At 72.1% G+C, this 26,630-nt stretch carries 28 protein-coding genes and 1 pseudogene; 9 read left to right on the forward strand and 20 right to left on the reverse strand.

Going from position 1 to position 26,630, the window contains the following annotated elements; genetic code table 11:
• Positions 1 to 87: 87 nt before the first annotated feature.
• The gene (locus KUM38_RS29145; RefSeq protein WP_217133596.1) at positions 88 to 1,113 is read left to right on the forward strand and encodes a chitinase; all 1,026 of its coding nucleotides are present in this window, start codon (positions 88 to 90) and stop codon (positions 1,111 to 1,113) included.
• A gap of 18 nt (positions 1,114 to 1,131) precedes the next feature.
• Here KUM38_RS29145 and KUM38_RS29150 read toward each other — a convergent pair whose 3' ends face one another.
• From KUM38_RS29150 to KUM38_RS29170, 5 genes and pseudogenes are all read right to left on the reverse strand, one after another.
• Positions 1,132 to 1,731 carry a hypothetical protein gene (locus tag KUM38_RS29150; protein WP_217133597.1) on the reverse strand — a complete coding sequence of 200 codons (600 nt, stop codon included), beginning with the start codon at positions 1,729 to 1,731 and terminating at the stop codon, positions 1,132 to 1,134.
• 7 nt (positions 1,732 to 1,738) lie between these two features.
• Entirely contained in the window at positions 1,739 to 2,938 is a 1,200-nt protein-coding gene (mqnC, locus tag KUM38_RS29155; protein WP_217133602.1) for a cyclic dehypoxanthinyl futalosine synthase, read from the reverse strand.
• Between the two features lie 68 nt (positions 2,939 to 3,006).
• Complete coding sequence (locus KUM38_RS29160; protein ID WP_217133604.1) at positions 3,007 to 3,753, reverse strand: A24 family peptidase; 747 nt, start codon at positions 3,751 to 3,753, stop codon at positions 3,007 to 3,009.
• Positions 3,754 to 3,973: 220 nt separating this feature from the next.
• Positions 3,974 to 4,216, reverse strand: a pseudogene (locus tag KUM38_RS29165) (hypothetical protein); the annotation flags it as partial.
• 33 nt (positions 4,217 to 4,249) lie between these two features.
• Positions 4,250 to 4,675 (reverse strand): ATP-binding protein, encoded by a 426-nt coding sequence (locus KUM38_RS29170; RefSeq protein ID WP_217133608.1) that lies wholly within the window; start codon positions 4,673 to 4,675, stop codon positions 4,250 to 4,252.
• Between the two features lie 216 nt (positions 4,676 to 4,891).
• Between KUM38_RS29170 and KUM38_RS29175 the strand changes: the two genes are divergently transcribed.
• Positions 4,892 to 5,743 (forward strand): helix-turn-helix transcriptional regulator, encoded by an 852-nt coding sequence (locus tag KUM38_RS29175; protein ID WP_217133609.1) that lies wholly within the window; start codon positions 4,892 to 4,894, stop codon positions 5,741 to 5,743.
• Between the two features lie 8 nt (positions 5,744 to 5,751).
• Complete coding sequence (locus tag KUM38_RS29180) at positions 5,752 to 5,949, forward strand: DUF397 domain-containing protein (protein WP_217133610.1); 198 nt, start codon at positions 5,752 to 5,754, stop codon at positions 5,947 to 5,949.
• Positions 5,950 to 6,054: 105 nt separating this feature from the next.
• Here the strand turns inward: KUM38_RS29180 and KUM38_RS29185 are convergent, their stop codons facing one another.
• The 4 genes from KUM38_RS29185 to KUM38_RS29205 all read right to left on the reverse strand — a co-directional run bounded on the left by KUM38_RS29185 (position 6,055) and on the right by KUM38_RS29205 (position 11,819).
• Positions 6,055 to 6,282, reverse strand: coding sequence for a hypothetical protein (locus tag KUM38_RS29185; RefSeq protein WP_217133611.1), 228 nt, complete (start codon positions 6,280 to 6,282; stop codon positions 6,055 to 6,057).
• A 384-nt stretch (positions 6,283 to 6,666) separates the two neighbouring features.
• Positions 6,667 to 9,003 (reverse strand): PQQ-binding-like beta-propeller repeat protein, encoded by a 2,337-nt coding sequence (locus tag KUM38_RS29195; RefSeq protein ID WP_217133615.1) that lies wholly within the window; start codon positions 9,001 to 9,003, stop codon positions 6,667 to 6,669.
• A 120-nt stretch (positions 9,004 to 9,123) separates the two neighbouring features.
• Positions 9,124 to 10,896, reverse strand: a complete 1,773-nt coding sequence (locus KUM38_RS29200; protein WP_217133617.1) for a serine/threonine-protein kinase — start codon at positions 10,894 to 10,896, stop codon at positions 9,124 to 9,126.
• 74 nt (positions 10,897 to 10,970) lie between these two features.
• Positions 10,971 to 11,819, reverse strand: coding sequence for a menaquinone biosynthetic enzyme MqnA/MqnD family protein (locus KUM38_RS29205; protein WP_217133619.1), 849 nt, complete (start codon positions 11,817 to 11,819; stop codon positions 10,971 to 10,973).
• 307 nt (positions 11,820 to 12,126) lie between these two features.
• Here KUM38_RS29205 and KUM38_RS29210 point away from each other — a divergent pair, with 307 nt between their 5' ends.
• Positions 12,127 to 12,330: a cold-shock protein gene (locus KUM38_RS29210; protein WP_003992177.1), complete on the forward strand. Its 204-nt coding sequence runs from the start codon at positions 12,127 to 12,129 to the stop codon at positions 12,328 to 12,330.
• 130 nt (positions 12,331 to 12,460) lie between these two features.
• Here KUM38_RS29210 and KUM38_RS29215 read toward each other — a convergent pair whose 3' ends face one another.
• Positions 12,461 to 13,027 (reverse strand): helix-turn-helix domain-containing protein, encoded by a 567-nt coding sequence (locus tag KUM38_RS29215; protein WP_217133621.1) that lies wholly within the window; start codon positions 13,025 to 13,027, stop codon positions 12,461 to 12,463.
• A gap of 68 nt (positions 13,028 to 13,095) precedes the next feature.
• Here KUM38_RS29215 and KUM38_RS29220 point away from each other — a divergent pair, with 68 nt between their 5' ends.
• The 3 genes from KUM38_RS29220 to KUM38_RS29230 all read left to right on the forward strand — a co-directional run bounded on the left by KUM38_RS29220 (position 13,096) and on the right by KUM38_RS29230 (position 14,978).
• Positions 13,096 to 13,797 carry an AzlC family ABC transporter permease gene (locus KUM38_RS29220; RefSeq protein WP_217133623.1) on the forward strand — a complete coding sequence of 234 codons (702 nt, stop codon included), beginning with the start codon at positions 13,096 to 13,098 and terminating at the stop codon, positions 13,795 to 13,797.
• Positions 13,794 to 14,108, forward strand: coding sequence for an AzlD domain-containing protein (locus KUM38_RS29225; RefSeq protein WP_217133625.1), 315 nt, complete (start codon positions 13,794 to 13,796; stop codon positions 14,106 to 14,108). Before KUM38_RS29220 ends, KUM38_RS29225 begins: the two co-directional genes overlap by 4 nt.
• Before the next feature lie 201 nt (positions 14,109 to 14,309).
• Positions 14,310 to 14,978, forward strand: coding sequence for a class I SAM-dependent methyltransferase (locus tag KUM38_RS29230; protein WP_217133627.1), 669 nt, complete (start codon positions 14,310 to 14,312; stop codon positions 14,976 to 14,978).
• 7 nt (positions 14,979 to 14,985) lie between these two features.
• On the opposite strand, the gene KUM38_RS29235 is transcribed toward KUM38_RS29230, so the two are convergent.
• Together KUM38_RS29235 and KUM38_RS29240 are read right to left on the reverse strand one after the other, a co-directional pair.
• The gene (locus tag KUM38_RS29235; RefSeq protein ID WP_217133629.1) at positions 14,986 to 16,905 is read right to left on the reverse strand and encodes a long-chain fatty acid--CoA ligase; all 1,920 of its coding nucleotides are present in this window, start codon (positions 16,903 to 16,905) and stop codon (positions 14,986 to 14,988) included.
• 206 nt (positions 16,906 to 17,111) lie between these two features.
• Positions 17,112 to 18,398 (reverse strand): acetyl-CoA C-acetyltransferase, encoded by a 1,287-nt coding sequence (locus tag KUM38_RS29240; RefSeq protein ID WP_217133631.1) that lies wholly within the window; start codon positions 18,396 to 18,398, stop codon positions 17,112 to 17,114.
• 91 nt (positions 18,399 to 18,489) lie between these two features.
• Here KUM38_RS29240 and KUM38_RS29245 point away from each other — a divergent pair, with 91 nt between their 5' ends.
• Together KUM38_RS29245 and KUM38_RS29250 are read left to right on the forward strand one after the other, a co-directional pair.
• Entirely contained in the window at positions 18,490 to 19,794 is a 1,305-nt protein-coding gene (locus tag KUM38_RS29245) for a 3-oxoacyl-ACP reductase (protein WP_217133632.1), read from the forward strand.
• Between the two features lie 5 nt (positions 19,795 to 19,799).
• Positions 19,800 to 20,657 (forward strand): MaoC/PaaZ C-terminal domain-containing protein, encoded by an 858-nt coding sequence (locus KUM38_RS29250; RefSeq protein WP_217133725.1) that lies wholly within the window; start codon positions 19,800 to 19,802, stop codon positions 20,655 to 20,657.
• Here KUM38_RS29250 and KUM38_RS29255 read toward each other — a convergent pair.
• From KUM38_RS29255 to KUM38_RS29285, 8 genes are all read right to left on the reverse strand, one after another.
• Positions 20,627 to 21,337, reverse strand: coding sequence for a TetR/AcrR family transcriptional regulator (locus tag KUM38_RS29255; RefSeq protein ID WP_217133633.1), 711 nt, complete (start codon positions 21,335 to 21,337; stop codon positions 20,627 to 20,629). The two genes, KUM38_RS29250 and KUM38_RS29255, sit on opposite strands and share 31 nt — an antisense overlap.
• Positions 21,338 to 21,453: 116 nt before the next feature.
• Entirely contained in the window at positions 21,454 to 22,755 is a 1,302-nt protein-coding gene (locus tag KUM38_RS29260; protein WP_217133634.1) for a dicarboxylate/amino acid:cation symporter, read from the reverse strand.
• 56 nt (positions 22,756 to 22,811) lie between these two features.
• Complete coding sequence (locus KUM38_RS43755; protein WP_325053529.1) at positions 22,812 to 22,913, reverse strand: putative leader peptide; 102 nt, start codon at positions 22,911 to 22,913, stop codon at positions 22,812 to 22,814.
• A 151-nt stretch (positions 22,914 to 23,064) separates the two neighbouring features.
• Entirely contained in the window at positions 23,065 to 23,376 is a 312-nt protein-coding gene (locus KUM38_RS29265) for a DUF4229 domain-containing protein (protein WP_217133635.1), read from the reverse strand.
• A gap of 96 nt (positions 23,377 to 23,472) precedes the next feature.
• The gene (locus tag KUM38_RS29270) at positions 23,473 to 23,997 is read right to left on the reverse strand and encodes a GNAT family N-acetyltransferase (protein ID WP_217133638.1); all 525 of its coding nucleotides are present in this window, start codon (positions 23,995 to 23,997) and stop codon (positions 23,473 to 23,475) included.
• A gap of 16 nt (positions 23,998 to 24,013) precedes the next feature.
• On the reverse strand, positions 24,014 to 24,652 hold the full coding sequence (locus KUM38_RS29275) for a UdgX family uracil-DNA binding protein (RefSeq protein ID WP_217133640.1): 639 nt from the start codon (positions 24,650 to 24,652) through the stop codon (positions 24,014 to 24,016).
• Positions 24,653 to 24,924: 272 nt separating this feature from the next.
• Positions 24,925 to 26,088 (reverse strand): aminofutalosine synthase MqnE, encoded by a 1,164-nt coding sequence (gene mqnE, locus KUM38_RS29280; RefSeq protein ID WP_217133642.1) that lies wholly within the window; start codon positions 26,086 to 26,088, stop codon positions 24,925 to 24,927.
• A gap of 57 nt (positions 26,089 to 26,145) precedes the next feature.
• Entirely contained in the window at positions 26,146 to 26,604 is a 459-nt protein-coding gene (locus KUM38_RS29285) for an Lrp/AsnC family transcriptional regulator (protein ID WP_217133644.1), read from the reverse strand.
• Positions 26,605 to 26,630: the final 26 nt, after the last annotated feature.

Raw genomic sequence — 26,630 nt, forward strand, 5'->3', positions numbered from 1 at the left:
GGAACCGGGCGCACATCCTCAGGAAGCGCACAGACCCGTGTGCCACGTTGACCGTCCACCCGACGTCTCACGAAGGGAACGGGCACGATGCGCGGTCCACTGAAGTCCGTTGCCGGGCTCGCCCTCCTCCCGGCCCTGGCCCTGGTCGCGGCCACCGCGGGCTGTTCCGCCGGGGACACCACGACGGACGCGGCCCCGGCGGACCCCGCCCCCTCGGCCTCGTCGTCGTCCGCGCCGGTCACCGCGTACGCGCCGTACGTCAGTGCCGTCGCGGCCTCCGACACCGACTCGGCGGGTTCCCCCACGACGTACAACCTGGCGTTCGTGATCTCCTCCGGCAGCGGCTGCACCCCGTACTGGAACGGCACCCAGGACATCGACGACGCGACCGTGACGTCCCGGATCGCGGGGCTCACCGGGTCCGGCGCCGACGTCCGCGTCTCCTTCGGCGGCGCCTCCGGCGACGAACTGGCGGCCACCTGTGACACCGCGGCCGAGCTGGCGGAGGCGTACGGCACGGCGCTGGACGCGGCCGGCGCCACCCGCGCCGACTTCGACATCGAGGGCGACGAACTCACCGACTCCGCCTCCGTGGACCTGCGTTCGGAGGCGATCGCGCTGCTCCAGGAGGAACGCACCGACCTGGAGGTCTCGTTCACGCTCCCGGTCATGCCCTCGGGGCTCGACGAGGACGGCCTGGCCCTGCTGGCGTCCGCCAACGACCACGGCGCCCAGGTCGCCACCGTCAACCTCATGACGATGAACTACGGCGAGTCCTACGACGGTGACATGGGCGACTACGCCCGCACCGCCGCCGAGGCCGCGAACACCCAGCTCCAGGACGTCTTCGGGCTGTCCGAGGCCGCCGCCTGGCGGGGCATGGCGCTCACCTCGATGCTCGGCGTCAACGACGTGGAGGGGGAGACGTTCACGCTCGCGGACGCGGCGGAGGTGCGTGCCTTCGCGGAGGAGAAGGGCGTCGCGTGGGTGTCGGTGTGGTCGACGTTCCGGGACACGGAGTGTGGGGAGGACGCCTCCGCGGATGACACGTTGACCAATTGCAGCGGGGTGGAGCAGGAGGACGGGGCGTTCGGGGAGGCGTTCGCGGGGTGAGAGCCGCGCCGCCACGGGTCAGCGCCGCCGGTACACCAGGCGGCCGCCCACGACGGTGGCCACGCACGTGGACGCGCCGTCCCGCACGAGGGCGTCCCGGTCGGGCACGTCGAACACCGCGAACCGCGCGGGTTTCCCGGCGCCGAGGCCCGGCAGCAGCACGAGAGGAACCGGGGAGAGCGCCGCGGGCCCGGGCAGTGCGGCCGGACGCCCCGCCAGGGCGAGCCCGGCCCTGCGCACCGCGTCCAGGGCCTCGCGGCTGCGCAGCTCACCGGCGACCGCGACCGTTCCGTGCGCCAGCATGCGCTGTACTCCGCGGCGTGCGCTGGCGCCCCGCGCGGACGGTCCGGCGGCCAGGAGTGCCCGCGCGCGCTCCCCGAACACCGGCTCGGTACCGAGCCGGTCCGCCTCGCGCGGGTCGGGGTGGTACGCCTGCTCCAGCAGTTCCGGACCGTAGGGGTTGAGCAGACCGGGCGTCAGGATGCCGGGCCACCGCCGCAGCCGGGCGCCCGGATGACCGGCGGCCAACTGTTCGTACGGGCCGACGGCGGCGATGTGCGCGCCGTCGACCACGACGGCGGCCTCGGGCGAGGCGTCGGCGGTGTGAAGGATCAGCACGGGGACGTCAGTTGGAGGCCAGGAGCTTCAGCTCCGGGTGGGCCGTGCCGCCCTCGATGGCCGTGGAGGAGATGTGGGAGACCACGCGGTCGTCGACGGGGTCGTTCGCCGGGTCGTCGTGCACGACGAGGTGCTCGTACGTCGTCGACCGCTGCGCCGGGACCCGTCCCGCCTTGCGGATCAGGTCGATGATCTCCAGCCGGTTGGAGCGGTGCTTGGCACCGGCCGAGGAGACCACGTTCTCCTCCAGCATGATCGAGCCGAGGTCGTCCGCGCCGTAGTGCAGGGAGAGCTGGCCGACCTCCTTGCCGGTGGTCAGCCAGGAACCCTGGATGTGGGCCACGTTGTCGAGGAACAGGCGGGCGATGGCGATCATCCGCAGGTACTCGAAGAGGGTGGCCTGGGTGCGGCCCTTCAGGTGGTTGTTCTCGGGCTGGTAGGTGTACGGGATGAACGCGCGGAAGCCGCCCGTGCGGTCCTGTACGTCACGGATCATCCGCAGGTGCTCGATCCGCTCGGCGTTGGTCTCGCCGGTCCCCATGAGCATGGTGGACGTGGACTCGACACCGAGGTTGTGCGCGATCTCCATGATCTCCAGCCACCGCTCGCCGGACTCCTTGAGCGGCGCGATGGCCTTGCGGGGACGGGCGGGGAGCAGTTCGGCGCCCGCGCCGGCGAAGGAGTCGAGCCCGGCCGCGTGGATGCGCCGGATCGCCTCGTCGACGCCCACCTTGCTGATCCGCGCCATGTGCTCGACCTCGCTCGCCCCCAGGCTGTGGATGACGAGCTGCGGGAACTCCTTCTTGATGGCGGCGAAGTGCTTCTCGTAGTACTCGACGCCGTAGTCCGGGTGGTGACCGCCCTGGAACATGATCTGCGTACCGCCGAGCTCGACGGTCTCGGCGCAGCGCCGCAGGATGTCGTCGAGGTCGCGGGTCCAGCCCTTGGCGGTGTCCTTGGGGGCCGCGTAGAAGGCGCAGAACTTGCACGCCGTGACGCACACGTTCGTGTAGTTGATGTTCCGCTCGATGATGTACGTCGCGATGTGCTCCGTACCGGCGTACCGGCGCCTGCGCACGGCGTCGGCGGCGGCGCCCAGCGCGTGCAGCGGGGCGTCGCGGTAGAGGTCGAGGGCCTCTTCGGGGGTGATCCGCCCACCGGCGGCGGCACGGTCGAGGATGGGCTGGAGGTCGGCCTTCTCGGTCACCGGTGTCCCTTTCGTAAGGGTGTGGACGGACCGATCCAGCGTACGCCAGCGGCTTCGCGCGGCCGACGTCAGGCCGCGTACGCGCCGATCAGCAGCCCGGTGAAGGCCCCGCTGATCAGGAACGGTCCGAACGGGATGGCCGTCTTGCGTCCCGCCCTCCGGGCGACGACGAGGGCGCCCCCGTACAGCGCCCCGAGCACGAACCCGGCGAGGGTGCCGAGCATCACGGTCGGCCAGCCGTACCAGCCGAGGACGGCGCCCGCGCCGAGCGCGAGCTTCACGTCGCCGAAGCCCATGCCGCCCGGGTTGACGAGGAACAGCACGAAGTAGCCGGCGCCCAGCGCGAGCGCGCCCAGCAGGGCGGTGGTCCACTCCCCCGCGTGCTCGGGGGTGAGGGCGGCGAGGCCGAGCAGGACGAGGGCGGCCCCGGCGAACGGCAGGGTCAGCGGGTCGGGCAGCCGCTGCACCCGGTAGTCGACCACCGCCAGCAGCACGCCGACGGGCGCGAGCAGCAGCCAGACGCCCAGCTCGGGCCGGGTCCCGGTGGCGGCGGCGAGGGCGGCGCAGACGAGGGCGGTGACGGCGGCGGGAGCGGCGCCGGGCCCGTACGGCGGTCCCGCGCACGGCCCGCACCGGGCCGGTCCGAGCCAGCCGCCGACCGGATGCCCCGCCGGGCACGCCGTCCGCCACGCCTCCCCCGGCGGGACGGAGAACCGGTAGGCCGCGCGGGGCAGCACCGCGCCGGCCGCCGCGCCCCACAGCGCGGCGGCGACGATCAGCCAGAGGTCCAGGTAGGCGCTCAGGTGGTCGCTCATCCCGCCACCGCGACCACGTCACGCCGCGCCGACAGCGGCGCCCCGCTCCTCGGAGCCGTCGAGCGGGACGGGCTGGAACCACGGCGTCGCGGCATGACGGGTCTCCTGGGTGTGTGGGAGGAGGGCCTGCTGAGCCTCCGGAGATCCTAGGGACTCGAACGCCCCCGGTCGAAGACCTCCTCCCACCGCAACTCCCCGACGACACCGGCAGGTCGGCAGGTCAGCCGTCGAACAGATCCTCGGCCCGGGTGGCATGAACGGCCCGCTGGGCCCAGAGCTCGAGCTGATCGAGGTCGGCGCAGGCCTGGACCCGCTCCCGTACGACCTCGGGCACCGGGATTCCCCGCCACTCCAGGATGCGCAGCGTCATCGCGGCACGATCCTCGACCCGCCCCTCTTCCCGGCCCTCCTCGCGCACCTGCTCCGCCACCGGGTGCCGGAAGAAGTAGTGGATCGCCGCCATCGGCTCTCCTTCCTGGTCGGAGTGATCAACGCGTCAGACCGCGGCGAGGTCACACCACACGTACTTGCCCCGGCTGCCGTCCCTCGCGTGGGGCTGCCAGCCCCAGAGGTCGGCGCAGGCCCGTACCAGGGCGAGCCCTCGTCCCTCCTCCGCCTCGGCGAGCCGCTCCCAGCGCCCCGGCGGCTCGGGCGGTTCCGGGTCCGTGTCCCACGCGCCGACGCGCAGCACGCCGTCCGCCCAGCGCACGCGCAGCGCCGCGGGCCCCTTCGTGTGCCGTACGGAGTTGGCGACCAGCTCCGTCGCCAGCAGTTCGGCGGTGTCGACGAGGCCGATCAGGCCGTGCATCGTGAGGATCAGCCGGAGGGTGCGGCGACAGATGGTCACGGCCCGCGGGTCGTTGGGGATGGACAAGGTGTACTCCCATGGGGTCACCGAGTCGATGGGCTCGCTTTCGGGCATGGGTGAACTCCGCTCGGAGAAGGGGATGTCAGCCGGTGGCACCGCCGCTCCGCCAAGGCATGACGAAGCAGTGCACTTCCGACACCGGACAGTTCCGCACCGTGCGCGGAACATCACTGACGGTATTTCCTAACCTTAGGAAGCTGCAAGCGTCTGCCGTATTCTGACCCTCGAACGAGGTACTTGGGCCAGGCACTTGAGACCAGGAGGCATGAGTTGCCGCCGAAGAGACATCTCACGGCCCGCAGGGTGCGATTGGGTGCCGAGCTGCGCAAACTGCGCGAGGCGATGGACATGACGTCGAAAGAGGCCGCGGAGCTGCTCGGCGCCGACCCCGTACAGATGAGCCAGATCGAGTCCGGCGTCGCGGGTGTGAGCGCCAAGCGCGTACGTCGTCTCGCGGCGCACTACGCCTGCACGGACGAGGGGTTGATCGACGCACTCGTCGCGATGGCCACCGATCGCACGCGCGGATGGTGGGAGGAGTATCGGGGAGTACTGCCCCCGGTGTTCCTGGACACCGCCGAGGTCGAGCACCATGCCACGGCCCTGCGCGAGATCGTGATCACGCACGTTCCCGGGCTGCTTCAGACCGCCGACTACGCCCGTGCGGTGTACACCTACATGATGCCGGGCCTACCCGAGAGCGAACTGGCACCTCGCGTGGAACACCGGATGAGGCGGCGCACTGTGATCGAGGGGGACGACCCGACACCGTACGAGACGATCATCCACGAGTTCGCCCTCCGGGTCCGCGTGGCCGACCGCCAGGTGACCCGGGCTCAACTCCGCCGGATCCTGACGCAGATCGAGGACGGTCACGCGGTCGTCCGCGTCATTCCCACCGACCAGGACGACTTCGCCGGTGCCGACGCCTCGATGATGCACGCATGCGGCCCCTTGCCCCAACTGGACACCGTGCTGAGGGACTTCCCCACCGGAACCGCCTTCATCGACGCAGAACCTCAGCTGAATCAACTTCGAACACTGTTCCGTAAGGTGGAGAAGGCGTCGCTGGACCCCGCGGCTTCGCTGGATTTCATCCACCACTTGACGAAGGAACTGTGAGACGAGCCATGACCGAGCCCCTGCACTGGCGGAAGTCCTCGTTCTCCGGCGGCGGCGACGGCAATACCTGCGTGGAGATCGCACCGCTGCGCACCCGAGTCGCCATACGCGACTCCAAGCACCCCGCCCACGGCCCCCTCTCCTTCCCCACCCCCGCTTTCCACGCCTTCGTCGAAGCCCTCAAGTCGGGCGGTGCACCGGTATGAGCGAAGGGAAGCTCTTCAGGTCGCACGCGGACGGGGCCTGCGCCACATGAGCCGGGGCCCCGGCCTGCGAACAGACCGGGGCCCGGTGCACGTCGGAAGCGACGCTCAGAGCATCGTGGTGCGCACGGCGCCCTCGTGGGCCACCGAGCCGCCGAGACCGGCGGAGACGCTGAGGGGGCCCACCTCGGCGTACACACCCACACCGACGGAACCGTGGTCCGCGACGACGGCCACACCGGCGTCGATGCCGGCGGAGACGGCCTGGCCGCCGGACACGTTGTCCAGGTCCGCGTCGGAGATTTCGGCCGTTTCGACCTGGGGGACGAAGTTCATGGCTGGCCTTTCCATTCGTAGCAAGGAACGCAACGGCGGGGAATTCGCCGGAAGCCCGGAACCGGGACTCACTCCGACGAGCCGTGCGCACCGATCAAAGCACTCACGCCAACAGCCGACCAGTGGCGCGCAGTCGACGGAAGCTGCCTCAGCGTCACCGAATTCACCGGTGTGGTAATCCGGTCATGAAACAGGCCGACTCCTTCACATCACCCACCGGTTCCCGAAGCCTCCGGCCACCGGCAGGCGCTTTTCCGAACGGCTCCTCACACCGCGCCACGACTTCCTCCCGGTTCTCCTCCCTTCCCGTACGTCCGTCCGGTGAACGGTGTGCAGGTCCGAGGGATTTTTCGGGTCGGGGCAACTGTGACACTTCCAAGAGCGTCAGACGGCCGGCAGTGCGTAGATCTCGGGTCCGTGGGTGGCCAGCAGCCGGTTGCCGGAGATGTCCACCTGCCACGGTTCGCCGTTGTCCTTGTTGTCGTCGTAGACCCAGCGGAGCTTGCCGGTCCTGGCCTCCAGCGCGACGATGCCGCCGGACAGGGCGCCGCTCGCCCCGTAGAGGGAGGACCCGACCCGCAGGAACGTCTCCGGGCCCTCGACCTCCAGCTCCTCGCAGAGCCAGGTCCGCTTCCCGGTCCTGACGTTCACCGCCCAGACGCCGTCGTCGTGGTCGCTGACGTACAGCACGCCGTCGATCACCGACGGGTTGCGGAAGCCCCGGCGGCCGTTGGGGGACAGGGTCCAGCGGGTGTCGCCCGTGTCGGCGTCGACGGCCGTCAGCTTGTCGCCCGGCAGGAAGACGAGGCCGTTCGCGACCGTGGGCTGCCAGGTCCAGTCCTGACCGATCTTCCTGGTCCACAGCTGCGCACCCGTGGCGGTGTCCCGCACCGTGAGGTTGTAGTTGGAGTCGGCGTACACCAGGTGCTTGCCGGAGACACTGCCCTGGACGTCGTAGTCCTCGGTGAGCCAGTCCCGTCGCTGCAGCCATGTCTTCCTGCCGGTGGTGTGGCTGATGGCGGCCACGGCCGTCCGGTAGTCCGTGGCGCTCCTGGACTCGCCGAAGTCCTTCGCCGTGACGTAGACGTTCGTGTCGTCGACGGCGATGGCGGATTCGACCGCGACCGACTTGCCCAGCCGGCTGCGCCAGACCTCCTCGCCGGTCTTCACGTCGAGGGCGACGAGTACGCCGTCGTAGTCGCCGTCGGCCAGGAACACCTTGCCGTCGTGGAAGAGGAGCGGCTCTCCCGGGCGGCACGCCTCCTTCTTCGACCAACGGGCCTTCCCCGTCTTCACGTCGTACGCCACGAGCGGGTCGCCGCTGATCAGCAGCAGGCCGTCGTGCGTGAGCAGCGGTACGCGGGAGGCGGTGCTGCCCTCCGCCACCGACTTGTGCCACAGGGGCTGGGGCGCCACACCGGGCGGCGGCGTGGTGAACCGCTCCCCGGCGGGGTCGGCCGCGCCGCCCCGGCCCGCCCCGCCCGTCGTGGAAGAGGAGTCGCCTTCGTCCCGTGCGAGCCACCAGGCGGCTCCGCCGCCCACCGCGGCGACACCGGCGGCGGCGCCCAGCGCCAGGCCGAACACACGGCGGCGGGACCGGACGGCGCCGGCGCCCGGTCCGTCGAGCCGCACCGTGCCGGGCAGGGGTGTGCCCGGAGCTCCTCCGTGGGCGGCCGGGCCGTAACCCGGCGTCGGTGCGCTTCCGTACCCCGGGGTCGGTGCGCCGCCGGGGTGACCGCCGTACACCTGGGCCGGGTTGCCCGCACCGGATCCCGCCGTCATGGTCGGCGCCGGGCCGAAGGACGCCACGGCCGGAGCCGAGTCCGGGGCGTCCAGGTCGAGGATCCCCGCCGCGTGCGTCGCGATCGTCGACGCCACCGCCGACGGCAGCCAGTCGGTCAGGACGGGCTCGACGCCCTGCGGAGCGAGGGACGACACGATCCGCGCCGGTGTGGGGCGCTGGGCGGGGTCCTTCATCAGACACGCGCGGACCAGGCCCAGCAGGGACTGCGGTACGCCGGTGAGGTCGGGCTCGCCGTGCACGATCTGGTACAGCAGCGCGGCGTGCGAGGAGGCCCCGTCCCCGAAGGCCCCCCGGCCGGTCGCCGCGAACGCGAGCACCGCGCCCAGGGAGAAGACGTCGCCCGCCGTGCCGACGTCCTTGCCCTGTGCCTGCTCCGGGGACATGTAGCCGGGCGATCCGACCACGACCCCCGTCTGCGTCATGCGGCTTCCGTCGACCGCCCGTGCGATGCCGAAGTCGATGACGCGGGGGCCGTCGGCGGCCAGCAGCACGTTGGACGGCTTGAGGTCGCGGTGGATCAGGCCCGCCGCGTGCACCTCCTGCAGTGCCGCGGCGAGGCCCACGGCCAGGGCGTGGACGGTGCGCTCCGGCAGCGCGCCGTGCGCGTCGACCACGTCCGTGAGGTCGGGGCCGAGCACGTACGTCGTCGCGAGCCACGGCAGTGCCGCCTCCGGGTCGGCGTCCACGACCGGCGCGGTGTGACGGCCGGACACCGCCTTGGCGATCCGCACCTCGTGCCGGAAACGGGCCCGGAAGTCGGCGTCCGCCGCGAGGTCCTGACGGACCACCTTCACGGCGACGGTACGGCCACCGGGCGAACGCGCCAGGTACACGCGTCCCATGCCGCCGGCGCCGAGTCGTCGCAGCAGGCGGTAACCACCCAGTTCGCGCGGGTCGTCCGGCTGCAGAGTCTCCATGGTGGCCTTCCCCCGTCGTGATGCCCGTGCGGCATGTGATGCGGCTGGTGTCGTTCGCCGACGCGGACACATTAGTGAGTGCCGGGGGACGGACAGCGATCGGGAGCAGCCGGAAGGCACTCACTTGATCTTCGAAAGCCGGGCCTTCGGTGATCCCGAGTCCTTGCTGTCCGACTCGTAGACCAGGTCGTCGCCGACCGGGGTGAGGCGGACCGTGTGCTCGGCCTGGCTGCAGACGTCACGGTTGGACCCGGCGCCGACGGAGGTCGTGACGAGCTGGTCCTTCGTGACCTGCTTCAGGGTGAGGACGTCGTCGCAGACGCCGCCGAAGATGTCCGTGTGCCGGAGGGTGCCCACCTGTTCGCCGACCTTCGCCTGCTTGAGCGTCACCCGGAACGTGCCGAGCGGGATGGCGATGCTCTCGCGGGAGTTGGCCTGGCCCTCCCAGGTGCCGAGGTAGGCGGCGGGGACCGTGGTGGGCGGTGCCGCGGGCTGGGACCCGCTGCCGGAATCCGAGGTGCCGCCGCTCCGGGACCCGCCCGGCAGCAGGTCGAGTACGGACACGGAGCCGACGGTCACCGCGGCCAGCGCGCCCGCCACCGCGAGGGCGACCGTGCAGCTGACGCGCCTGCCCCGGCCGCCGCGGTCGGGGGAGGAGGTGGCCGCGAACGAGACGGAGAGCTTCCCTGGGCCGGTCCGCTCCCCCGGCTGGGTCGGCGGGTGCGGGGTCACGGGGGCGTGGGACGGGGCGTCGCGTGGCCCGGGGACGGCCGCCGCGCCCGGCTCCCGCGCCCCCGGCATCACGGGCGGCGGGCCGAAGGCCCCGGACGCGGCGCCGGACGCCGCCCCGGCCGTCGGAGCGTCACCGACCGACGGAGGGCCGAACGCACCAGCTGTCGAGGAGCCGCCCACAGGCGGACCACCGAAGCCCCCGGTCGTCGACGCTTCCCCCACCGACGGCCTGCTGAACCCCACCGGCCCCGACGGTCCTTCCCCCGCCGCCTCCAGGTTCAGCACCTGCACCGCGCTCCGGCTCACCTGTTCCACCAGGGCTCCCGGGAGCCAGCCGGCCGTCATCAGGCTCGCCGCCCCCTCCGGAGCGAGCCGTCGGGCCAGCTCGGCGGGGGCCGGGCGGGCGGACGGGTCCTTGTCCAGGCAGGACTCCGTCAGTTCGCGCAGCTCGCCGTCGAGCCCGTCCAGTTCGGGCGGCTCGTGCACGACCTTGTAGAGCAGCGCCGCCGAGGAGTCGCCGGGGAACGGGGGGCTGCCCGTCGCCGCGTACGCCAGGACGGCGCCGAGGGAGAAGACGTCCGCCGCGCCCGTCACGCCCTTGCCGAGGATCTGCTCGGGGGACATGTAGCCGGGGGAACCGATCGACACGCCCGTCGACGTCAGGGACGCCGTCCCGTCCGTGGCGCGGGCGATGCCGAAGTCGATCAGGAGGGGGCCGTCGAGGGTGAGGAGCACGTTGGACGGCTTCACGTCCCTGTGCACCAGGCCCAGCGCGTGTACGGCGGTCAGCGCCTCGGCGAGCCCCGCGCCCAGCGCCCGTACGGTGGGCGCGGGCAGCGGGCCGGTGCCGGTGACCGCCGCGGCGAGGGAGGGGCCGGCCGCGTAGGCGGTGGCGACCCAGGGGACCCGGGCGTCGGGGTCGGCGTCCAGGACGGGGGCCGTCCAGGCGCCGCCGACCCGGCGGGCGGCGTCGACCTCGCGCCGGAAGCGGGCGCGGAACTCCTCGTCCAGCGCGAAGTGGGGGTGCACGATCTTCACCGCGACCGTGCGGCCCCCGGCGCTGCGGCCCAGATAGACCCGGCCCATGCCGCCGGAGCCGAGCCGGCCCAGCAGCCGGTAGGGCCCCACGACCGTGGGCTCGTCCACTTCGAGCGGCCGCATGGCGTCCACCCCTCCCCCGTCACGCCCGTACGCCGGAACCTTCCAGCAGGGTAGTGGGCGGGCCGCCCACGGCCTCAGGGCTGGAGCAGATCGACCTTCACGTCCGCCGGGAAGCCCGTCGTCGGCCCCACTCGGCGGGCGAACTCGGCGACCGCCTCCAGCTGCGGGGCGCCGAAGCTGAAGTCGAGGGTGGTGAAGTACTGCGCCAGGGTCGCCTCGTCGAAGGCCTCCCAGCGGGCCGCCTGCTCGGCGACCTTGCCGACCTCCTCCAGGGAGAGGTTGCGGGAGGCGAGGAAGGCCTCGTGCACCTTGCGGGTGATGACCGGCTCGCGCTCCAGGTAGTCGCGGCGCACCGCCCACACCGCGAAGACGAACGGCAGGCCCGTCCACTGCTTCCACAGCGCGCCCAGGTCGTGCACGTCGAGCCCGTAGCGGGGCCCGTCGAGCATGTTCGCGCGCAGGGCCGCGTCGCCGATGAGGACGGCCGCCTCGGCCTCCTGCATCATCAGGCTCAGGTCGGGCGGGCAGGTGTAGTAGTCGGGCCGTACGCCGTACCGCTCGGCGAGGAGGAGCTGGGCGAGGCGTACGGAGGTGCGGGAGGTCGACCCGAGGGCGACCCGTGCCCCGTCCAGCCGGTCCAGCGGGACCTGCGAGGCGATCACGCAGGACATCACATCGCCGTCGCAGCCGACGGCGATGTCCGGGAAGGCGACGAGCCGGTCCGCGTGCTTGAGGAACTCGACGAGGGTGACGGGCCCGATGTCGAGGTCGCCCTGCACCAGCTTCTCACTGAGCTTTTCCGGGGTGTCCTTCGTCAGCTCGAAGTCGAGGAGCGTGCCCGTTCTCGCGAGCCCCCAGTACAGGGGCAGGCAGTTCAGGAACTGGATGTGGCCGACGCGCGGCCGGGTGCGAGGATTGTCCACATCGCGAGGCTAGTCCTCGTCCCCGGCGGGTCGACCCCCGCCCCCTGGCCGCCCAAGTGTTCGACCGAACGCCCGTGACGGACGGGGTGTTCAAACATTCGGGTGACGTGATCTTGACCTCTATTGCATTCCGGAGCCTGCGTGCTAGGCTCGTCGCAAGTTGCAGTTTGGTTTCCCTTGCAGTACAGAGCCTGCGGAGCATGTGACCGCGGGCTCTCGTCGTTCTCAGACGGATGCACTTGTGCGGAATAGTCTTCACACTTGCTGGTTCTGGAGCAGGGCAACCCTTTGGGCCCAAGGAGGGCTTATGGCTACCGGAACCGTGAAGTGGTTCAACGCCGAAAAGGGCTTTGGTTTCATCGCCCAGGAAGGCGGCGGCCCCGACGTCTTCGTCCACTACTCCGCGATCAACGCGAGCGGCTTCCGCTCCCTCGAGGAGAACCAGCAGGTGTCCTTCGACGTCACGCAGGGCCCGAAGGGCCCGCAGGCGGAGAACGTCACCCCGGTCTGATCCTCACCGATCCGGGAACGACTAGCAGTACCCAAGGAGCCCCGCGCCGTCAGGCGACGGGGCTCCTGCCTTTTCCCCTCGCACCGCTCTCACCGCCGAAATGCCCCGGTGAACGTTCGGGGAATTCCTCTCATACGTGCTGCATGATCAGTACGAATTTCGTGCCGGCCTCCAGCGCCTCGTACGCGTGCGGCACATCCCCGCGGTACGTCATGTAGTCCCCCGGGCCGAGTTCCGCGCTCTCTCCGCCGGGTCCCGCCTTCACCCGTCCCGCGCTGACCACGATGTGCTCCACAGTCCCCGGAATGTGCGGTTCGGAGGTGCGCACGGTCCCCGGTTCCAGCCCCACGGCGTAGATGTCGCGCCGTGTACCCGGCGGGCCCGCCGACAGCAGGGTGGCGACGTAACTGGACTGCTCGGAGTGCACGGCCGGCCCCTGCCCCGCCCTGATCACCCGCACGGACGGCACCGGGGGCTCCACCAGCGCGCTGAACGGCACCCCGAGCGCCACCGCCAGCGCCCAGATGGTCTCCATGCTCGGATTCCCGCTCGCCGCCTCCAGTTGGGACAGCGTGGACTTGGCGATTCCGGCGCGTTTGGCCAGCTCGGAGAGGGAGAGGCCGACGCGGACACGTTCGCGGCGCAGGGCGGCGGCGATCCAGTCGAGGGGGAGGCGGGGCGGGGGTCCTTCGGTCATGTCGTTCGCTCCAGCGGTCCGCACGTTCGCCTTGACGAACGCGATCTCTTCTGTCCATGGTAGGAAACATGCGTTCGGTACAGCGAACACCTTCCGCCTTCCTCGACCCCGGTCTGCTCCGGGACGTCTCCCTGGTCTGTCTGGCCGGGGGCGTCGTCGGCGTGTCGTTCGGGGCGATCGCCGTCGCCGGTGGGCTGCCGGTGTGGGTGCCGGTGGTGATGTCGCTGGTGGTGTACGCGGGCTCCGCCCAGTTCAGCGCGGTGGGCGTGCTGCTGGCCGGGGGCGGTCCGGTCGCGGCGGCGGCCACGGGGCTGCTGCTCAACACCCGTACGGCCGCCTTCAGCCTCGCCGTCGCCGAGCACATCGGCCCAGGAAGGCTCGCCCGCCTGGTCGGGGCGCACCTGGTGACCGACGAGACGGTGGCCTTCACCCTGGCCCAGCAGGATCCGGTACGGCGACGGGCGGCGTTCTGGATCTCGGGGCTCGGGATGTTCGTCGTGTGGAACACCGGGGTGCTGGCGGGCGCGCTGGCCGGCAGCGCGCTGGGGGACACGGCACGCTACGGGCTGGACGCGGCCTTCCCGGCCGTCCTGGCCGCCCTCGTCCTTCCCGCCCTGCGCGAGGACGCCGGCGTCCGCCGGGCCGCGCTGCCCGGAGCGGCGCTGGCCCTGGCGGTCACACCGGTGGTGCCGGCGGGCGTGCCGGTGCTGGTGGCGCTGGCGGGGCTGGTGCTGCACGGGCGCGGGTGGGGGCGGGGGCGGTCGGTGTGAGTGCGACGGTCGCGCTGATCCTGGTGCTGGCGGCCGGGACGTACGCCTTCCGGCTGGTCGGACCGGCGCTGCACGGGCGGGTGGAGCTGCCGGCCCGGGTGCGGGAGCTGCTGTCCGCCGGTGCGGTGGTCCTGCTGGCGGCGCTGCTGGCGACGGGGGCGCTCACCGAGGGCGGAGGGTTCGCGGGGTGGGCGCGTCCGGCCGGGGTGCTGATGGGCGGCGTACTGGCCTGGCGACGCGCGCCGTTCGCGGTGGTCGTCCTCGGGGCGGCGGCCACGACGGCGGTACTGCGGGCCATGGGGGTCGGGTAGCCGCCACCCGGACCGAACGGGCACGGCGATCGCGTGACCGTCGCCCCGACCGAACGGGCACGGTGATCGCATGGCCGCCCCCTTGACCGAACGGGCACAACGGTGCGTCCGGCACGTGTCCGCCCGGTCACGCGGGGCGCGAGGCCGGTTTCACCCCATGCCCGCCGGAGCTGTCGGTGGAGGCGGGTAGGGTCACCGCCCATGACCGCCACCGACGCCGATCACGCAGCCGATCACGTAGTCGCCACCCGCACCTTCTACGACGCCGTCGCCGAGGACTACGCCGCCCTGTTCCGTGACTCCCTCGCCGCCATGCCCCTGGACCGGGCGCTGATGGCCGGTTTCGCCGAACTGGTCGGCGAGGGCGGCCGGGTGGCCGACCTGGGGTGCGGTCCCGGCCGGGTGACCGCGCACCTCGCCTCCCTCGGCCTCTCCGTCTTCGGCCTCGACCTGTCGGAATCCATGCTCGCGATCGCCCGCCGCGAGAATCCCGGCCTGCGCTTCGAGCAGGGCTCGATGCGGAGCCTGGACCTCCCCGACGGGGGCCTCGCCGGCGTGGTCTCCTGGTACTCCACCATCCACACCCCGCAGGACGAACTGCCCGCCGTCTACGCCGAGTTCCGCCGCGTCCTGGCACCCGGGGGCCATCTGCTGCTCGCGTTCCAGTGCGGTGACGAACCCCGCCGCCACGACCGGCCCTGGGGCCACCCGGTCGCCCTCGACTTCCGGCGCATGCGGCCCGAGCGCATCGCCGCGCTCCTGGAGGCGGCCGGCTTCACCCTCGTCCAGCGCACGGTGCGCGCGGCCGACACGGACCAGGGCGAGTCGACCCCCCAGGCGGTCCTGCTCGCCCGCGCGGCGACGGGGTGACCCGGGCCTACCCCCCGTACAGCCCCTCCACCTCCCCCGCGAAGTCCCGCAGGATCTCCTCGCGCCGCAGCTTCATCGACGGGGTCAGGTGGCCCGCCTCCTCCGTGAAGTCCACCGGGAGGACGGTGAAGCGGCGGATCGACTCCGGGCGGGAGAGCATCTTGTTGGCCTCGTCGACGGCGCGCCGCAGGATCACCAGCAACTCCTCGTCTTCGGCGACGAGTTCCGGGGGCACCGGGTGCTTGCCGTTCATGCGGCGCCAGTGGGTGATGCCGGCGGGGTCGAGGGTGATGAGGGCGGAGACGTAGGGGCGGTTGTCGCCGATCACCATGACCTGGGAGATCAACGGGTGTGAGCGGAGCCAGTTCTCCAGCGGGGCCGGGGCGACGCTCTTGCCGCCGGCGGTGATGATCAGCTCCTTCTTGCGGCCCGTGATGGTCAGGTAGCCCTCGTCGTCCAGTTCGCCGAGGTCGCCGGTGGGCAGCCAGCCGTCGGGGGCGGCGGGGACGATTCCGCCCGCCTGGGGGTCCCAGTAGCCGCGCAGCACGTGCTCGCCGCCGACGAGGATCTCGCCGTCCGCCGCTATGCGGATCCGCGTCCCCGGCAGCGGCCAGCCCACCGTGCCCAGCCGGGGTTTCAGCGGGGGTGTCACCGTCGAGGCGCCGGTGGTCTCCGTCAGGCCGTAGCCCTCGAAGATCTCGATGCCGGCACCGGCGTAGAACGCGGCGAGGCGGCGGCCGAGCGGGGAGCCGCCGCAGATGGCGTACCGGACCCTGCCGCCCATGGCGTTGCGGATCTTGCGGTAGACCAGCGGGTCGTAGAAGGCGCGGGAGGTCTTCAGCGCACGGGACGGGCCGGGGCCCGCCCCCGTCTGGCGGGCCTCGACCGCCTCGCCGTAGCGGCGGGCCACCGACACCGCGCGGTCGAAGGTCGACAGCCGTCCGCCCGCCTCCGCCTTCGCCCGGGCCGTGTTGAAGACCTTCTCCAGCATGTACGGGATGGCCAGCAGGCAGGTGGGCCGGAAGCTCGCCAGGTCGGGCAGCAGGTCCTCGGCGGCCAGGCTCGGCGCGTGGCCGAGGCGCACCCGGGCGCGTACGCAGGCGACGGCGACCATCCGGCCGAAGACGTGGGACATCGGCAGGAAGAGGAGGACGGAGGCCTCTTCGCCGGTCCGGGCCTTGAAGACGGGGTAGAGCAGTTCGATGGCGTTGTCCACCTCGGCGAAGAAGTTGCCGTGGGTGAGGGCGCAGCCCTTGGGGCGGCCGGTGGTGCCCGAGGTGTAGACGAGGGTGGCGAGGGTGTCGGGGCCCAGGACGCCGCGGCGCACCTCCACCTCCTGACCGGGCACGTGCGCCCCGGCCTCCGCGAGCGCGTCGACGTGGCCCTTCTCCACGGTCCACACCCGCCGCAGGTCGGGGAGGTGCACGAGCTCGGGGCCGAGGGCCGCGGCCTGGCCCGCGGTCTCCGTGACCAGGGCGACCGCGCCGGAGTCGTGCAGGATCCAGCGGGCCTGGAAGGCGGAGGAGGTGGGGTAGATGGGGACGGTGACCAGTCCGGCCGCCCACGCGGCGAAGTCGAGGACGGTCCACTCGTAGATCGTGCGGGCCATGACGGCGACCCGGTCGCCCGGCATCAGCCCTTCGGCGATCAGCCCCTTCGCGACGGCCAGGACTTCCGCGGCGAATCGTTCCGCCGTGACGTCCAGCCACCTCCCGTCCGCCGTCCTGCGGCTGAGCACCACCGCGTCCGGCGCCGTGCTCGCGTTCTCGAACGGCAGATCGGCGAGCGATCCGTGCCGCACCTGCCGGGCGAACGGCGGTACGGACGCTTCCCGTACGACGCCGTCCAGCCGCCGGATCTCCGGCTCGACCAGGACGGGGGCTCCGTAGACGTCGTCGTCGAGAGCGGAGGACTGTGCGGTGGACACGGGGCGGCTCCTGGGGCGTGCAGGGGGACTGCGTGATGCCACGACGTACGTGCCCCGCACGCCGAGGTGCTCACCGGTGGTCGGCGGGGGAAGGAACTACCACCGGTCGTGCGGGGATCGTACGGCCCTGACGTGGAAGGTCTGTGCGGATCCGGGGACGGTCCCGAGCCGGGGATGTGCAGTGTCGGGGGTTACCTGAGGGTCACTCACGTACGCTCCAGGATCGCCGTCACGCCCTGTCCGCCCGCCGCGCAGATCGAGATCAACCCGCGTGCGGGAGCGTCCCGTTCGGCGAGGAGTTTCGCCAGGGTCGCCACGATGCGGGCACCGGTGGCGGCGAAGGGATGACCGGTCGCCAGGGACGAGCCCGCCACGTTCAGCCGGGCGCGGTCGACGGGCGCCAGGCCGCGCTTCTCCCAGGCGGCCAGCGTGGCCAGCACCTGGGAGGCGAACGCCTCGTGGACCTCGACCAGGTCGAAGTCCGCCATGCCGAGGCCGGCGCGCTCCAGCATGCGCGGGACCGCGTACGCGGGTGCCATCAGCAGGCCGTCCTCGCCGTCGGCGACGTCTCCGCGCACGAAGTCCACGGCGGCCGTCTCGTACGCGGTCAGGTGGGCGAGGGGTTCCAGGCCGCGCTCCGCCGCCCACTCCTCGCTCGCCAGCAGCACCAGCGCCGCGCCGTCCGTGAGCGGGGTCGAATTGCCCGCGGTCATGGTGGGGTCGGGTCCGTCGAGGCCGAACACCGGCTTCAGACCGGCGAGTTTCTCCACCGTCGAGCCCGGGCGCAGGTTCTGGTCGCGGGCCAGGCCCCGGAAGGGCACCACCAGGTCCGTCAGCAGGCCGCGTTCGTACGCCGCCGCCAGCCGCTGGTGACTGGTCGCCGCCAGTTCGTCCTGGGCCTCGCGGGTGATGCCCCAGGCACGTGCGGTGACCGCGGCGTGCTCGCCCATGGACAGGCCCGTGCGCGGTTCGGCGTTGCGCGGGATGTCGGGGACGAGGTGCCCCGGGCGCACCTTCGCCAGCGCCTTCAGGCGGCCCCCGAGCGACTTGGCGCGCCGCGCCTCCAACAGCACCTTGCGCAGGTCGTCGTTGACGCCGAGGGGCGCGTCGCTCGCGGTGTCGGCGCCGCCGGCGATCGCGGCCTCCGTCTGGCCGAGGGCGATCTTGTTGGCGGCGGCGATGACGGCCTGGAGTCCGGTGCCGCAGGCCTGCTGGATGTCGTACGCGGGGGTGCGGGCGTCGAGCGTCGAGCCGAGGACGGTCTCGCGGGCGAGGTTGAAGTCACGGCTGTGCTTGAGGACCGCCCCGGCGACGAACTCCCCCACGGCGCCCGGCTCTTGCAGTCCGTACCGCTCCACGAGTCCGTCCAGCGCGGCGGTGAGCATCTCCTGGTTGGAGGCGGTGGCGTAGGGGCCGTCGGAGCGGGCGAAGGGGACGCGGCTGCCGCCGATGACCGCGACGCGCCGGACGGCGGCGGGCTTGAGGGTGCTCATCTCGACCTGCTCCTCACCGTGACATAGTCTTACCTCCGGTAACCTTACTCCAGAGTAAGCACGCCTCGGAGCAGTCACGGAGGAATCCCCCATGGCCGACCGTTATCTCGGCTTCACCGGCACCGCGCCCGGCCGCTTCCTCACGCGCCGTCTGGGCCTCCCCCAGCCGGCGCCGCTGCGGCGCTGGTCACCGGAGCGGCCGGAGCTGGACGGCGGCCTGCTCCACCTGACGGCCGGGAAGTCCGACCTCGACCTCGCCCCCGTGCTCGCCCGCACGGGACTCGGTCCGGACGACACCGGCCGGCCCGCCGCCGTCGTCCTGGACGCGAGCGGGATACGGGACGTCGACGGGCTCGCCGCGGTGCACGCGGCCCTGCATCCGGTCCTGCGGTCGGTCGCCGAGAGCGGCCGGGTCGTGGTGCTCGGCGCCCCGCTCGACCCCACCGACCACCACCAGGCCGCCGCCCAGCAGGCGTTGGAGGGATTCACCCGCTCCCTCGGCAAGGAGATCGGGCGGGGCAGGACCGTGAACCTGGTCCGCCTCACCGACGCCCCCGCCGCCGAGTCCACCCTCCGCTTCCTGCTCTCCCCCAGATCGGCCTACGTCAGCGGCCAGGTGATCGGGACCGGCGCGTACGAGACCCCCCTCCCCCACGACGTGGACCGTCCCCTCTCCGGCCGCACCGCCCTGGTGACCGGCGCCGCGCGCGGCATCGGCGAGGCGGTCGCCGAGACCCTGGCCCGGGACGGCGCCAAGGTGGTCGTCCTCGACGTCCCCGGGGCCGAGGCGGACGCCCGGCGCGTCGCCGAGCGGCTCGGCGGGACGGCGCTCCCCCTCGACATCACCGCCGCCGACGCGGGCGCCCGCATCGTCGAAGCCCTCCCCGACGGCCTCGACGTGCTCGTCCACAACGCGGGCATCACCCGTGACCGGCGGCTGGTCAACATGCCGGCCGAGCGCTGGAGTCCGGTGCTGGAGGTGAACCTGGCGAGCGTGCTGCGCACCACCGACGCGCTGCTGGCCGCCGGGGCCCTGAAGCGGGGCGGGCGGATCGTCGCCACGGCGTCCATCGCGGGGATCGCCGGGAACGCCGGCCAGACCAACTACGGGGCGAGCAAGGCCGGGATCACCGGCCTGGTCCGCGCCCTCGCGCCGCACGCGCTCGCCGGGCACGGGGTGACCGTGAACGCGGTCGCGCCCGGATTCATCGAGACGAAGATGACGGCCGCCGTCCCGCTGTTCATCCGCGAGGCGGGGCGCCGGATGAACTCCCTCGCCCAGGGCGGCCTGCCCGTCGACGTCGCCGAGACCACCGCCTGGCTCGCCCACCCGGCCTCCGGCGCGGTGAACGGGCAGGTCGTACGCGTCTGCGGCCAGAGCCTGCTGGGGGCGTGAGCACCATGACACCCGCACCGGCCGCACCGGCCGTCGTCCTCCCGCACTCCCCCGCCCTCGCGCCGCTCCTCGCGCGCGGCGCCCTGCTGTCGCCCTTCAAGCGGCCCCGTCCCGACGCCGCCCACCCCCGCACCCGGCTGGTGCTGCCCGGTCTGCGCGTCGACAGCGTCCGGCTCGCCGCGTACGAGCGGATCTGCGGCTTCCCGACCGGCAAGGACGCGCTGCCGGTGACGTATCCGCACGTCCTGGGCTTTCCGCTCGCCATGCGGCTGATGAGCGGGCCAAACTTCCCGCTCCCGCTCCTCGGCCTCGTCCACACGTCGATACGGATCACCCGGCACCGGGCGACGGAGGCCACGGGCGCGTACGAGCTGACGGTGTACGTCGACGCACTGGCCCCGCACCGGCGCGGCACCCAGGCCGCCGTGGTCACCGAGCTGCGGGACGGCGGAGACGTCGTATGGGAGTCACGGAGCACGTACCTGGCCCGGCACCGGACCGCCGGGCAGCCGGCACGGGGCGGGGAGGAGGGGCACGAGCCCCTGCCCGCCGTCGAGGAGTGGCGGCTGTCCGGGGACGTCGGGCGGCGCTACGGTGCCGCGTCCGGCGACCGCAACCCGATCCACCTGCACCCGCTCACCGCCCGGCTCTTCGGCTTCCCCCGCGCCATCGCGCACGGCATGTGGACCGTGGCCCGCTGTCTCGCCGCCCACGGCACCCCGGACGCGGCGGAGGTCCGCGCGGACTTCCGGGCGCCGGTGCTGCTGCCGGGAACGGTGACGTACGCGGCGAAGGGCGGGCGCTTCGAACTACGTGGCGACGGCGGCCGGGTTCACCTGACCGGGGAGGTCCGCCCGGTCTGAGCCCCGGTGGCATCGGTGCCACCGAGGTCGGGCTCGGAGTCGTCGGGCGGGGTCCAGCGGCGGCCGGCCATCAGGTCGCCGAGACCCGCCCAGGCGAAGTTCATCAGGGTCGCCGCCGTCTGCCGGGCCGTGACGCCCGGCGTGGCGTTGGCCCAGTCCGCGAGGGACTCGGCGGCGCCGACCAGGGCCTCCGCGAGCCCGGAGACCTCGCGTTCGGGGAGGTCGGGGTCGCGGTGCGCCTCACGGGCGGCGGCGAGGATGAGCTGGGTCACGAACGCCACGATCTCCGCGCGCATCGCGGCGACCTCGGCGGCGAAGACCTCGCCGTGAGTGCGGGCCTGGAGGTGCAGGACCGCCCAGCCGTCCGGGTGCCGGGCGGTGTGCGTGAAGAACGCCGTCAGACCCGACCAGAGTTGGCGGTCGGCCGGCAGACCGGGGAGGGCACCGGCGCGCACGGCCTCGGTGAGGGCCGTCGCCTCGCGCCGGATGCACGCGGTGAACAGGTCTTCCTTGGAGTTCAGGTACAGGTACACCAACGGCTTGGACACACCCGCCAGTTCGGCGATCTCGTCCATCGACGCGGCCGTGTACCCCCGTTGGCCGAAGGTCCGTACGGCGGCGTCCAGCATCTGCTGTTCACGGACCGCACGCGGCATCCGCTTCGTCTTCACGGCACCCATGCCGATTAGCGTACGGGTCCGCGCCGCCCTCACCGTCCGTCCGCGGACACGCCGCCGCCCGCACCGGGGAGGTGCGGGCGGCGGTCGGTGCGGGCGGCGGCCGGTCGGTCGCCGGGTCAGGCGGCCACGGCCACCTGCTGGGGCTCGTCGACCGGGGAGGCGTGGACCGAGTCGTACGCCTTCCGGTCGAGCAGCCCCTCGCGGGCGGAGACGATGACCGGGACCAGGGCCTGGCCTGCGACGTTGGTCGCCGTGCGGATCATGTCCAGGATCGGGTCGATGGCGAGCAGCAGGCCCACGCCCTCCATGGGCAGGCCCAGGGTGGAGAGGGTGAGGGTGAGCATGACCGTCGCGCCGGTGAGGCCGGCCGTGGCGGCGGAGCCCACCACCGAGACGAACGCGATCAGCAGGTAGTCGCCGACGCCGAGCTGGATGTCGAAGATCTGGGCGACGAAGATCGCGGCGATGGCCGGGTAGATCGCGGCGCAGCCGTCCATCTTCGTCGTCGCGCCGAACGGGACGGCGAAGGAGGCGTACTCCTTCGGCACGCCGAGGCGCTCGGTGACCTTCTGGGTCAGCGGCATGGTGCCGACGGAGGAGCGGGAGACGAACGCCAGCTGGATCGCGGGCCAGGCGCCCTTGAAGAACTGCACGGGGCTGACCTTGGCGACGGTCGCGAGCAGTGCCGGGTAGACGCCGAAGAGGACGAGCGCGCAGCCGACGTAGACGTCGACGGTGAAGGTGGCGTACTTGCCGATCAGGTCCCAGCCGTAGGTGGCGATGGCGTTGCCGATGAGGCCGACGGTGCCGAGCGGGGCGAGGCGGATGACCCACCACAGGGCCTTCTGGAGGAGTTCGAGGACGGACTCGCTCAGGGTGAGGATCGGCTGGGCCTTCTCGCCGAGCTGGAGGGCGGCGATACCGGCGACGGCGGCCATGAAGACGATCTGCAGCACGTTCAGCTCGGTGAACGGCGTGATGACGTCGGTCGGCACGATGCCGGTGAGGAAGTCGATCCAGGAGCCGGTCTTCTCCGGTGCGGAGCCGTCCGCCGGGGTGAGGCCGGTGCCCGCGCCCGGGTTGGTGACCAGGCCGATGACCAGGCCGATCGCCACCGCGATCAGCGACGTGATCATGAACCAGAGGAGGGTCCGCGAGGCCAGCCGGGCCGCGTTGTTGACCTTCCGCAGGTTGGTGATGGAGACCAGGATCGCGAAGAAGACGAGCGGGGCGACGGCCAGCTTCAGCAGGCCGATGAAGGTGCCGCCGACCTTCTCCAGGGTGGTGACCAGCCAGGAGACGTCCTGGCTGCGGGCGAGCCAGCCGAGCAGGACGCCCAGGACGAGGCCGGTGAGTATCTGGGCCCAGAAGGGCGCGCGTACGGGCAGCTTGAACTGCGTGTTCGTGGACACGGACATGCTCCGGTAAGGGGGACGCGTGGGAAAGTGACGTGGACTCGGGGCGCGGCGGAACGTCAGTGACGACAGTTCGCGGAAGTGACCCGGCAGAGGTCCACGTGCAGACGCGCCACGAGCGGAACACTCCGGGGCGTGGGGAACACGGCTGCTGACTTCACCCGGAGACCGTAACACCTGAGCTTTGGGATCCTCAAAGCCTTGCTTTGAGAGGCGGGAGGCCGAAGGCGTCCACACAACGCAAAGCGCCCCGGTTTCCAGGTCAGTTCGGAAACCGGGGCGCCCGAGTGCGGTGCGCGGGTGTGACGGAGGTTACGAGGCCTGTCCCTGCGCCTGTCCCTGCGTGCGGGCGGTCTCGTCGGCCGCGTCCTCCTGGTTGCGGTTGGCCTCCAGGTCGGCCTTGGCCCGGTTCACCCGCTGCACGATCCGCTCGGAGGCCCGGTCCCGCTCCTTGCGGAGCACGACGAGGCTGATCGGGGCCGAGATCAGCAGGGCGAGCAGGATGATCCACAGGCCGTTGGAGTCACCGAGGCCGCGCGGGGCGAGGCCGGAGTGGACGAGGCCCCAGACGACCACGAGGCAGCCCGCGAAGACTCCGAGGCGCATCAGTGTGTAGCGGAGCATCTCATCCACTCTTCCCTGCGTACGGTCAGAACGCCCCAAAGGGACGATGTCCAGTGAAGCACGACCGGACGCGGATCTTTCAGCGGGGTACGGGGATCAGGTCAGCGGCAGCAGCATGACGATGTCGTCGCGGTCGTCGCCGGGGGCCACCCGGATGGCGTCCGGGACCCGGCCGACCTCCTTGTAGCCGCAGGAGGCGTAGAAGCGCTCCAGGCCGAGGCCGCCGCGGCAGGTGAGCCGGATCGCCTCGATGCCGTCGACGGTGCGGGCGGACCGCTCGGCGGCGGCCAGCAGGTCACGGCCGTAGCCCTTGCCCTGGTGGCGGGGGTGGACCATCACCGTGTAGAGCCAGAGCCAGTGGGTCATCAGGTGGTGGGTGTTGAAGGTGAGGAACGCGGTCGCGGCCACCCTGCCCTCCTCGTCGTGCCCGACGAGCAGACGGGAGCGCTCCTCCGTCATGGACACGAGCTGCCGCACCAGGCTGGGGCGGATGTCCTCCCGCGTCACGGGCGGTACGAACCCGACCGCCCCGCCGGCGTTGGTGACGTCGGTCCACAGGTCGAGAATGCCGTCGCGGAGTTCGGGGGTGACCACGGGATCGAACGTGAAAGTAAGGGGCATGCGAGGATACTAGCCCTTACTCAAGAGCTTGCGCAGCCACTTTCAGGTCGGACACCAGCCCGCGGTACGCCGTCTCCCGGTCGTCCGCCCGCAGCACCGCCGAGGGGTGGACCGTGGGCACCAGCCGCTCGGGGCGTCCGTGGATCTCCTCCTCCAGCACCGTGCCGCGCACCTGGGTGACCCGGAACGAGGAGCCGAGCAGCGCCTTCCCGGCGGTCGCGCCGAGCACGACGATCAGTTCCGGTTCGACGAGGGCCAGTTCGGCGGCGAGCCAGGGCCCGCAGGCGGCCGCCTCGCGCTGGGTGGGGGACTTGTGGACGCGGCGCTTGCCGGGTGCGGCCCGGGTGAACTTGAAGTGCTTGACGGCGTTGGTGACGTACGCGTCCGCCGGGTCGATGCCGGCTTCTTCGAGTGCCCGGTCGAGCAGTCTGCCCGCGGGACCGACGAAGGGCTTGCCCTGGCGGTCCTCCTGGTCACCGGGCTGCTCCCCGACGAGCATGACGCGGGCGTCGGTGTCTCCGGTGCCGAACACGGTTTGGGTGGCGTCCCTGTGCAGGGGGCAACCACGGCAGTCGGCGGCAGCCTTGCGCAGGGCGGGGAGACCGCCCCGCGCGGGCACGAAGGGCTCCGCCGTGTAGGCGTCTTCGGAAGCCATGGGGGCCGGGTACCCGGCGCAGGGCTTCGGACCCGTGCCGGCTGCGGCAGGGTGGGGGCTGGTCGCGCCCACGCGGCGGAGCCGCACATCGAGACGGCCCCGCGCCCCTTGAGTGGGACCAGGCACCCGGCACCTTCCACGCATCGAGCGCCAGCCGCGACGGCCCGGTCCTCGCTTCTTGAGCCACCGAGTCGGGTGGTGGGCGGGCATGGGCCGGGGGGCCAGGGGGCGGGGGCCCCCTGGCGGGGTCGAAGGGGCGGAGCCCCTTCGCCTCACACCCGCATCGGCTGCGGCGACTCCCGGCGTGCCGGGTCCGCACCCTCGTACTCCCGGATGATCTCGTACCGCGTGTTCCGTTCCACCGGCCGGAACCCGGCGTCCCGGATCAGGTCCAGCAGATCCTCACGGGTGAGTTTGTTCGGCGTGCCGTAGTTGTCCGCGTCGTGCGTGATCTTGTACTCGACCACCGACCCGTCCATGTCGTCCGCCCCGTGCTGCAGCGCCAGCTGCGCCGTCTGCACGCCGTGCATCACCCAGAACACCTTGACGTGCGGCACGTTGTCGAACAGCAGCCGCGACACCGCGAACGTCTTCAGCGCCTCCGCGCCGGTCGCCATCTGCGTCCGCGCCTGGAGCCGGTTGCGCACCTTGCCGTCCTTCATGTCCACGAAGTCGTGCTGGTAGCGCAGCGGGATGAAGACCTGGAAGCCACCGGTCTCGTCCTGCAGCTCACGCAGCCGCAGCACGTGGTCCACACGGTGGCGGGGCTCCTCGATGTGGCCGTACAGCATGGTGCACGGGGTCTTGAGCCCCTTCTCGTGCGCCAGCCGGTGGATGCGCGACCAGTCCTCCCAGTGGGTGCGGTGGTCGACGATGTGCTGCCGCACCTCCCAGTCGAAGATCTCCGCGCCGCCGCCGGTGAGGGACTCCAGCCCGGCGTCGATCAGCTCGTCGAGGATCTCGCTCGCGCTCAGCCCGGAGATGGTCTCGAAGTGGTGGATCTCGGTGGCGGTGAACGCCTTCAGCGAGACGTCCGGCAGCGCGGCCTTCAGCTCCCTGAGCGAGCGCGGGTAGTAGCGCCACGGCAGGTTGGGGTGCAGCCCGTTGACGATGTGCAGCTCGGTCAGGTTCTCCGACTCCATCGCCTTGGCGAGCTTCACCGCCTCCTCGATGCGCATCGTGTACGCGTCCTTCTCCCCCGGCTTGCGCTGGAAGGAGCAGTAGGCGCAGGAGGCGGTGCACACGTTGGTCATGTTGAGGTGGCGGTTGACGTTGAAGTGCACGACGTCGCCGTTCAGCCGCGTCCGCACCTCGTGCGCCAGCCCGCCCAGCCAGGCCAGGTCGTCCGACTCGTACAGCGCGATGCCGTCCTCACGGGTCAGGCGCACACCCGCCCTGACCTTCTCCTCCAGCTCGCGCTTGAGCCCGACGTCCATGCCGATCCCTCTTTCCCTCGACCTCTCCAGGCAGACCCCGTCAACCGTACGCCCCGGCTACTCCGCCTCCTCCGGCAGCTCACCGACGCGGTTCTCCCACTTGGTGGAGAGCACGATGGTCGTACGGGTCCGGGAGACGCCCTTGGTGCCGGACAGCCGGCGGATGGTCTTCTCCAGGCCGTCCACGTCGGTCGCCCGGACCTTGAGCATGAAGGAATCATCGCCGGCGATGAACCAGCAGTCCTCGATCTCCTTCAGGTCCCGCAGCCGCTGCGCCACGTCCTCGTGGTCGGCGGCGTCGGAGAGCGAGATGCCGATCAGGGCGGTGACGCCGAGGCCCAGCGAGGCGGCGTCCACGGTGGCGCGGTAGCCGGTGATGACACCGGCCGCCTCCAGCCGGTTGATGCGGTCGGTGACGCTGGGTCCCGACAGGCCGACGAGGCGCCCCAGCTCCGCGTAGGAGGCCCGGCCGTTCTCCCTCAGGGCCTGGATGAGCTGCCTGTCCACCGCGTCCATCGAATCGAAACCTTCCACTGGAACCG

It is taken from the genome of Streptomyces sp. AC558_RSS880 (assembly GCF_019049255.1).
In the GTDB taxonomy this organism is placed as follows: domain Bacteria; phylum Actinomycetota; class Actinomycetes; order Streptomycetales; family Streptomycetaceae; genus Streptomyces.

Bases quoted from the DNA above. Each gene is read 5' to 3' on its own strand.
- KUM38_RS29145 (WP_217133596.1), top strand. From the start codon at position 88: ATGCGCGGTCCACTGAAGTCCGTTGCCGGGCTCGCCCTCCTCCCGGCC.
- KUM38_RS29160 (WP_217133604.1), bottom strand. From the start codon at position 3,753: ATGAGCGACCACCTGAGCGCCTACCTGGACCTCTGGCTGATCGTCGCC.
- KUM38_RS29170 (WP_217133608.1), bottom strand. From the start codon at position 4,675: ATGCCCGAAAGCGAGCCCATCGACTCGGTGACCCCATGGGAGTACACC.
- KUM38_RS29180 (WP_217133610.1), top strand. From the start codon at position 5,752: ATGACCGAGCCCCTGCACTGGCGGAAGTCCTCGTTCTCCGGCGGCGGC.
- KUM38_RS29185 (WP_217133611.1), bottom strand. From the start codon at position 6,282: ATGAACTTCGTCCCCCAGGTCGAAACGGCCGAAATCTCCGACGCGGAC.
- KUM38_RS29195 (WP_217133615.1), bottom strand. From the start codon at position 9,003: ATGGAGACTCTGCAGCCGGACGACCCGCGCGAACTGGGTGGTTACCGC.
- KUM38_RS29200 (WP_217133617.1), bottom strand. From the start codon at position 10,896: ATGCGGCCGCTCGAAGTGGACGAGCCCACGGTCGTGGGGCCCTACCGG.
- KUM38_RS29210 (WP_003992177.1), top strand. From the start codon at position 12,127: ATGGCTACCGGAACCGTGAAGTGGTTCAACGCCGAAAAGGGCTTTGGT.
- KUM38_RS29215 (WP_217133621.1), bottom strand. From the start codon at position 13,027: ATGACCGAAGGACCCCCGCCCCGCCTCCCCCTCGACTGGATCGCCGCC.
- KUM38_RS29220 (WP_217133623.1), top strand. From the start codon at position 13,096: ATGCGTTCGGTACAGCGAACACCTTCCGCCTTCCTCGACCCCGGTCTG.
- KUM38_RS29230 (WP_217133627.1), top strand. From the start codon at position 14,310: ATGACCGCCACCGACGCCGATCACGCAGCCGATCACGTAGTCGCCACC.
- KUM38_RS29240 (WP_217133631.1), bottom strand. From the start codon at position 18,398: ATGAGCACCCTCAAGCCCGCCGCCGTCCGGCGCGTCGCGGTCATCGGC.
- KUM38_RS29245 (WP_217133632.1), top strand. From the start codon at position 18,490: ATGGCCGACCGTTATCTCGGCTTCACCGGCACCGCGCCCGGCCGCTTC.
- KUM38_RS29250 (WP_217133725.1), top strand. From the start codon at position 19,800: ATGACACCCGCACCGGCCGCACCGGCCGTCGTCCTCCCGCACTCCCCC.
- KUM38_RS29255 (WP_217133633.1), bottom strand. From the start codon at position 21,337: ATGGGTGCCGTGAAGACGAAGCGGATGCCGCGTGCGGTCCGTGAACAG.
- KUM38_RS29260 (WP_217133634.1), bottom strand. From the start codon at position 22,755: ATGTCCGTGTCCACGAACACGCAGTTCAAGCTGCCCGTACGCGCGCCC.
- KUM38_RS29265 (WP_217133635.1), bottom strand. From the start codon at position 23,376: ATGCTCCGCTACACACTGATGCGCCTCGGAGTCTTCGCGGGCTGCCTC.
- KUM38_RS29270 (WP_217133638.1), bottom strand. From the start codon at position 23,997: ATGCCCCTTACTTTCACGTTCGATCCCGTGGTCACCCCCGAACTCCGC.
- KUM38_RS29275 (WP_217133640.1), bottom strand. From the start codon at position 24,652: ATGGCTTCCGAAGACGCCTACACGGCGGAGCCCTTCGTGCCCGCGCGG.
- mqnE (WP_217133642.1), bottom strand. From the start codon at position 26,088: ATGGACGTCGGGCTCAAGCGCGAGCTGGAGGAGAAGGTCAGGGCGGGT.
- KUM38_RS29285 (WP_217133644.1), bottom strand. From the start codon at position 26,604: ATGGACGCGGTGGACAGGCAGCTCATCCAGGCCCTGAGGGAGAACGGC.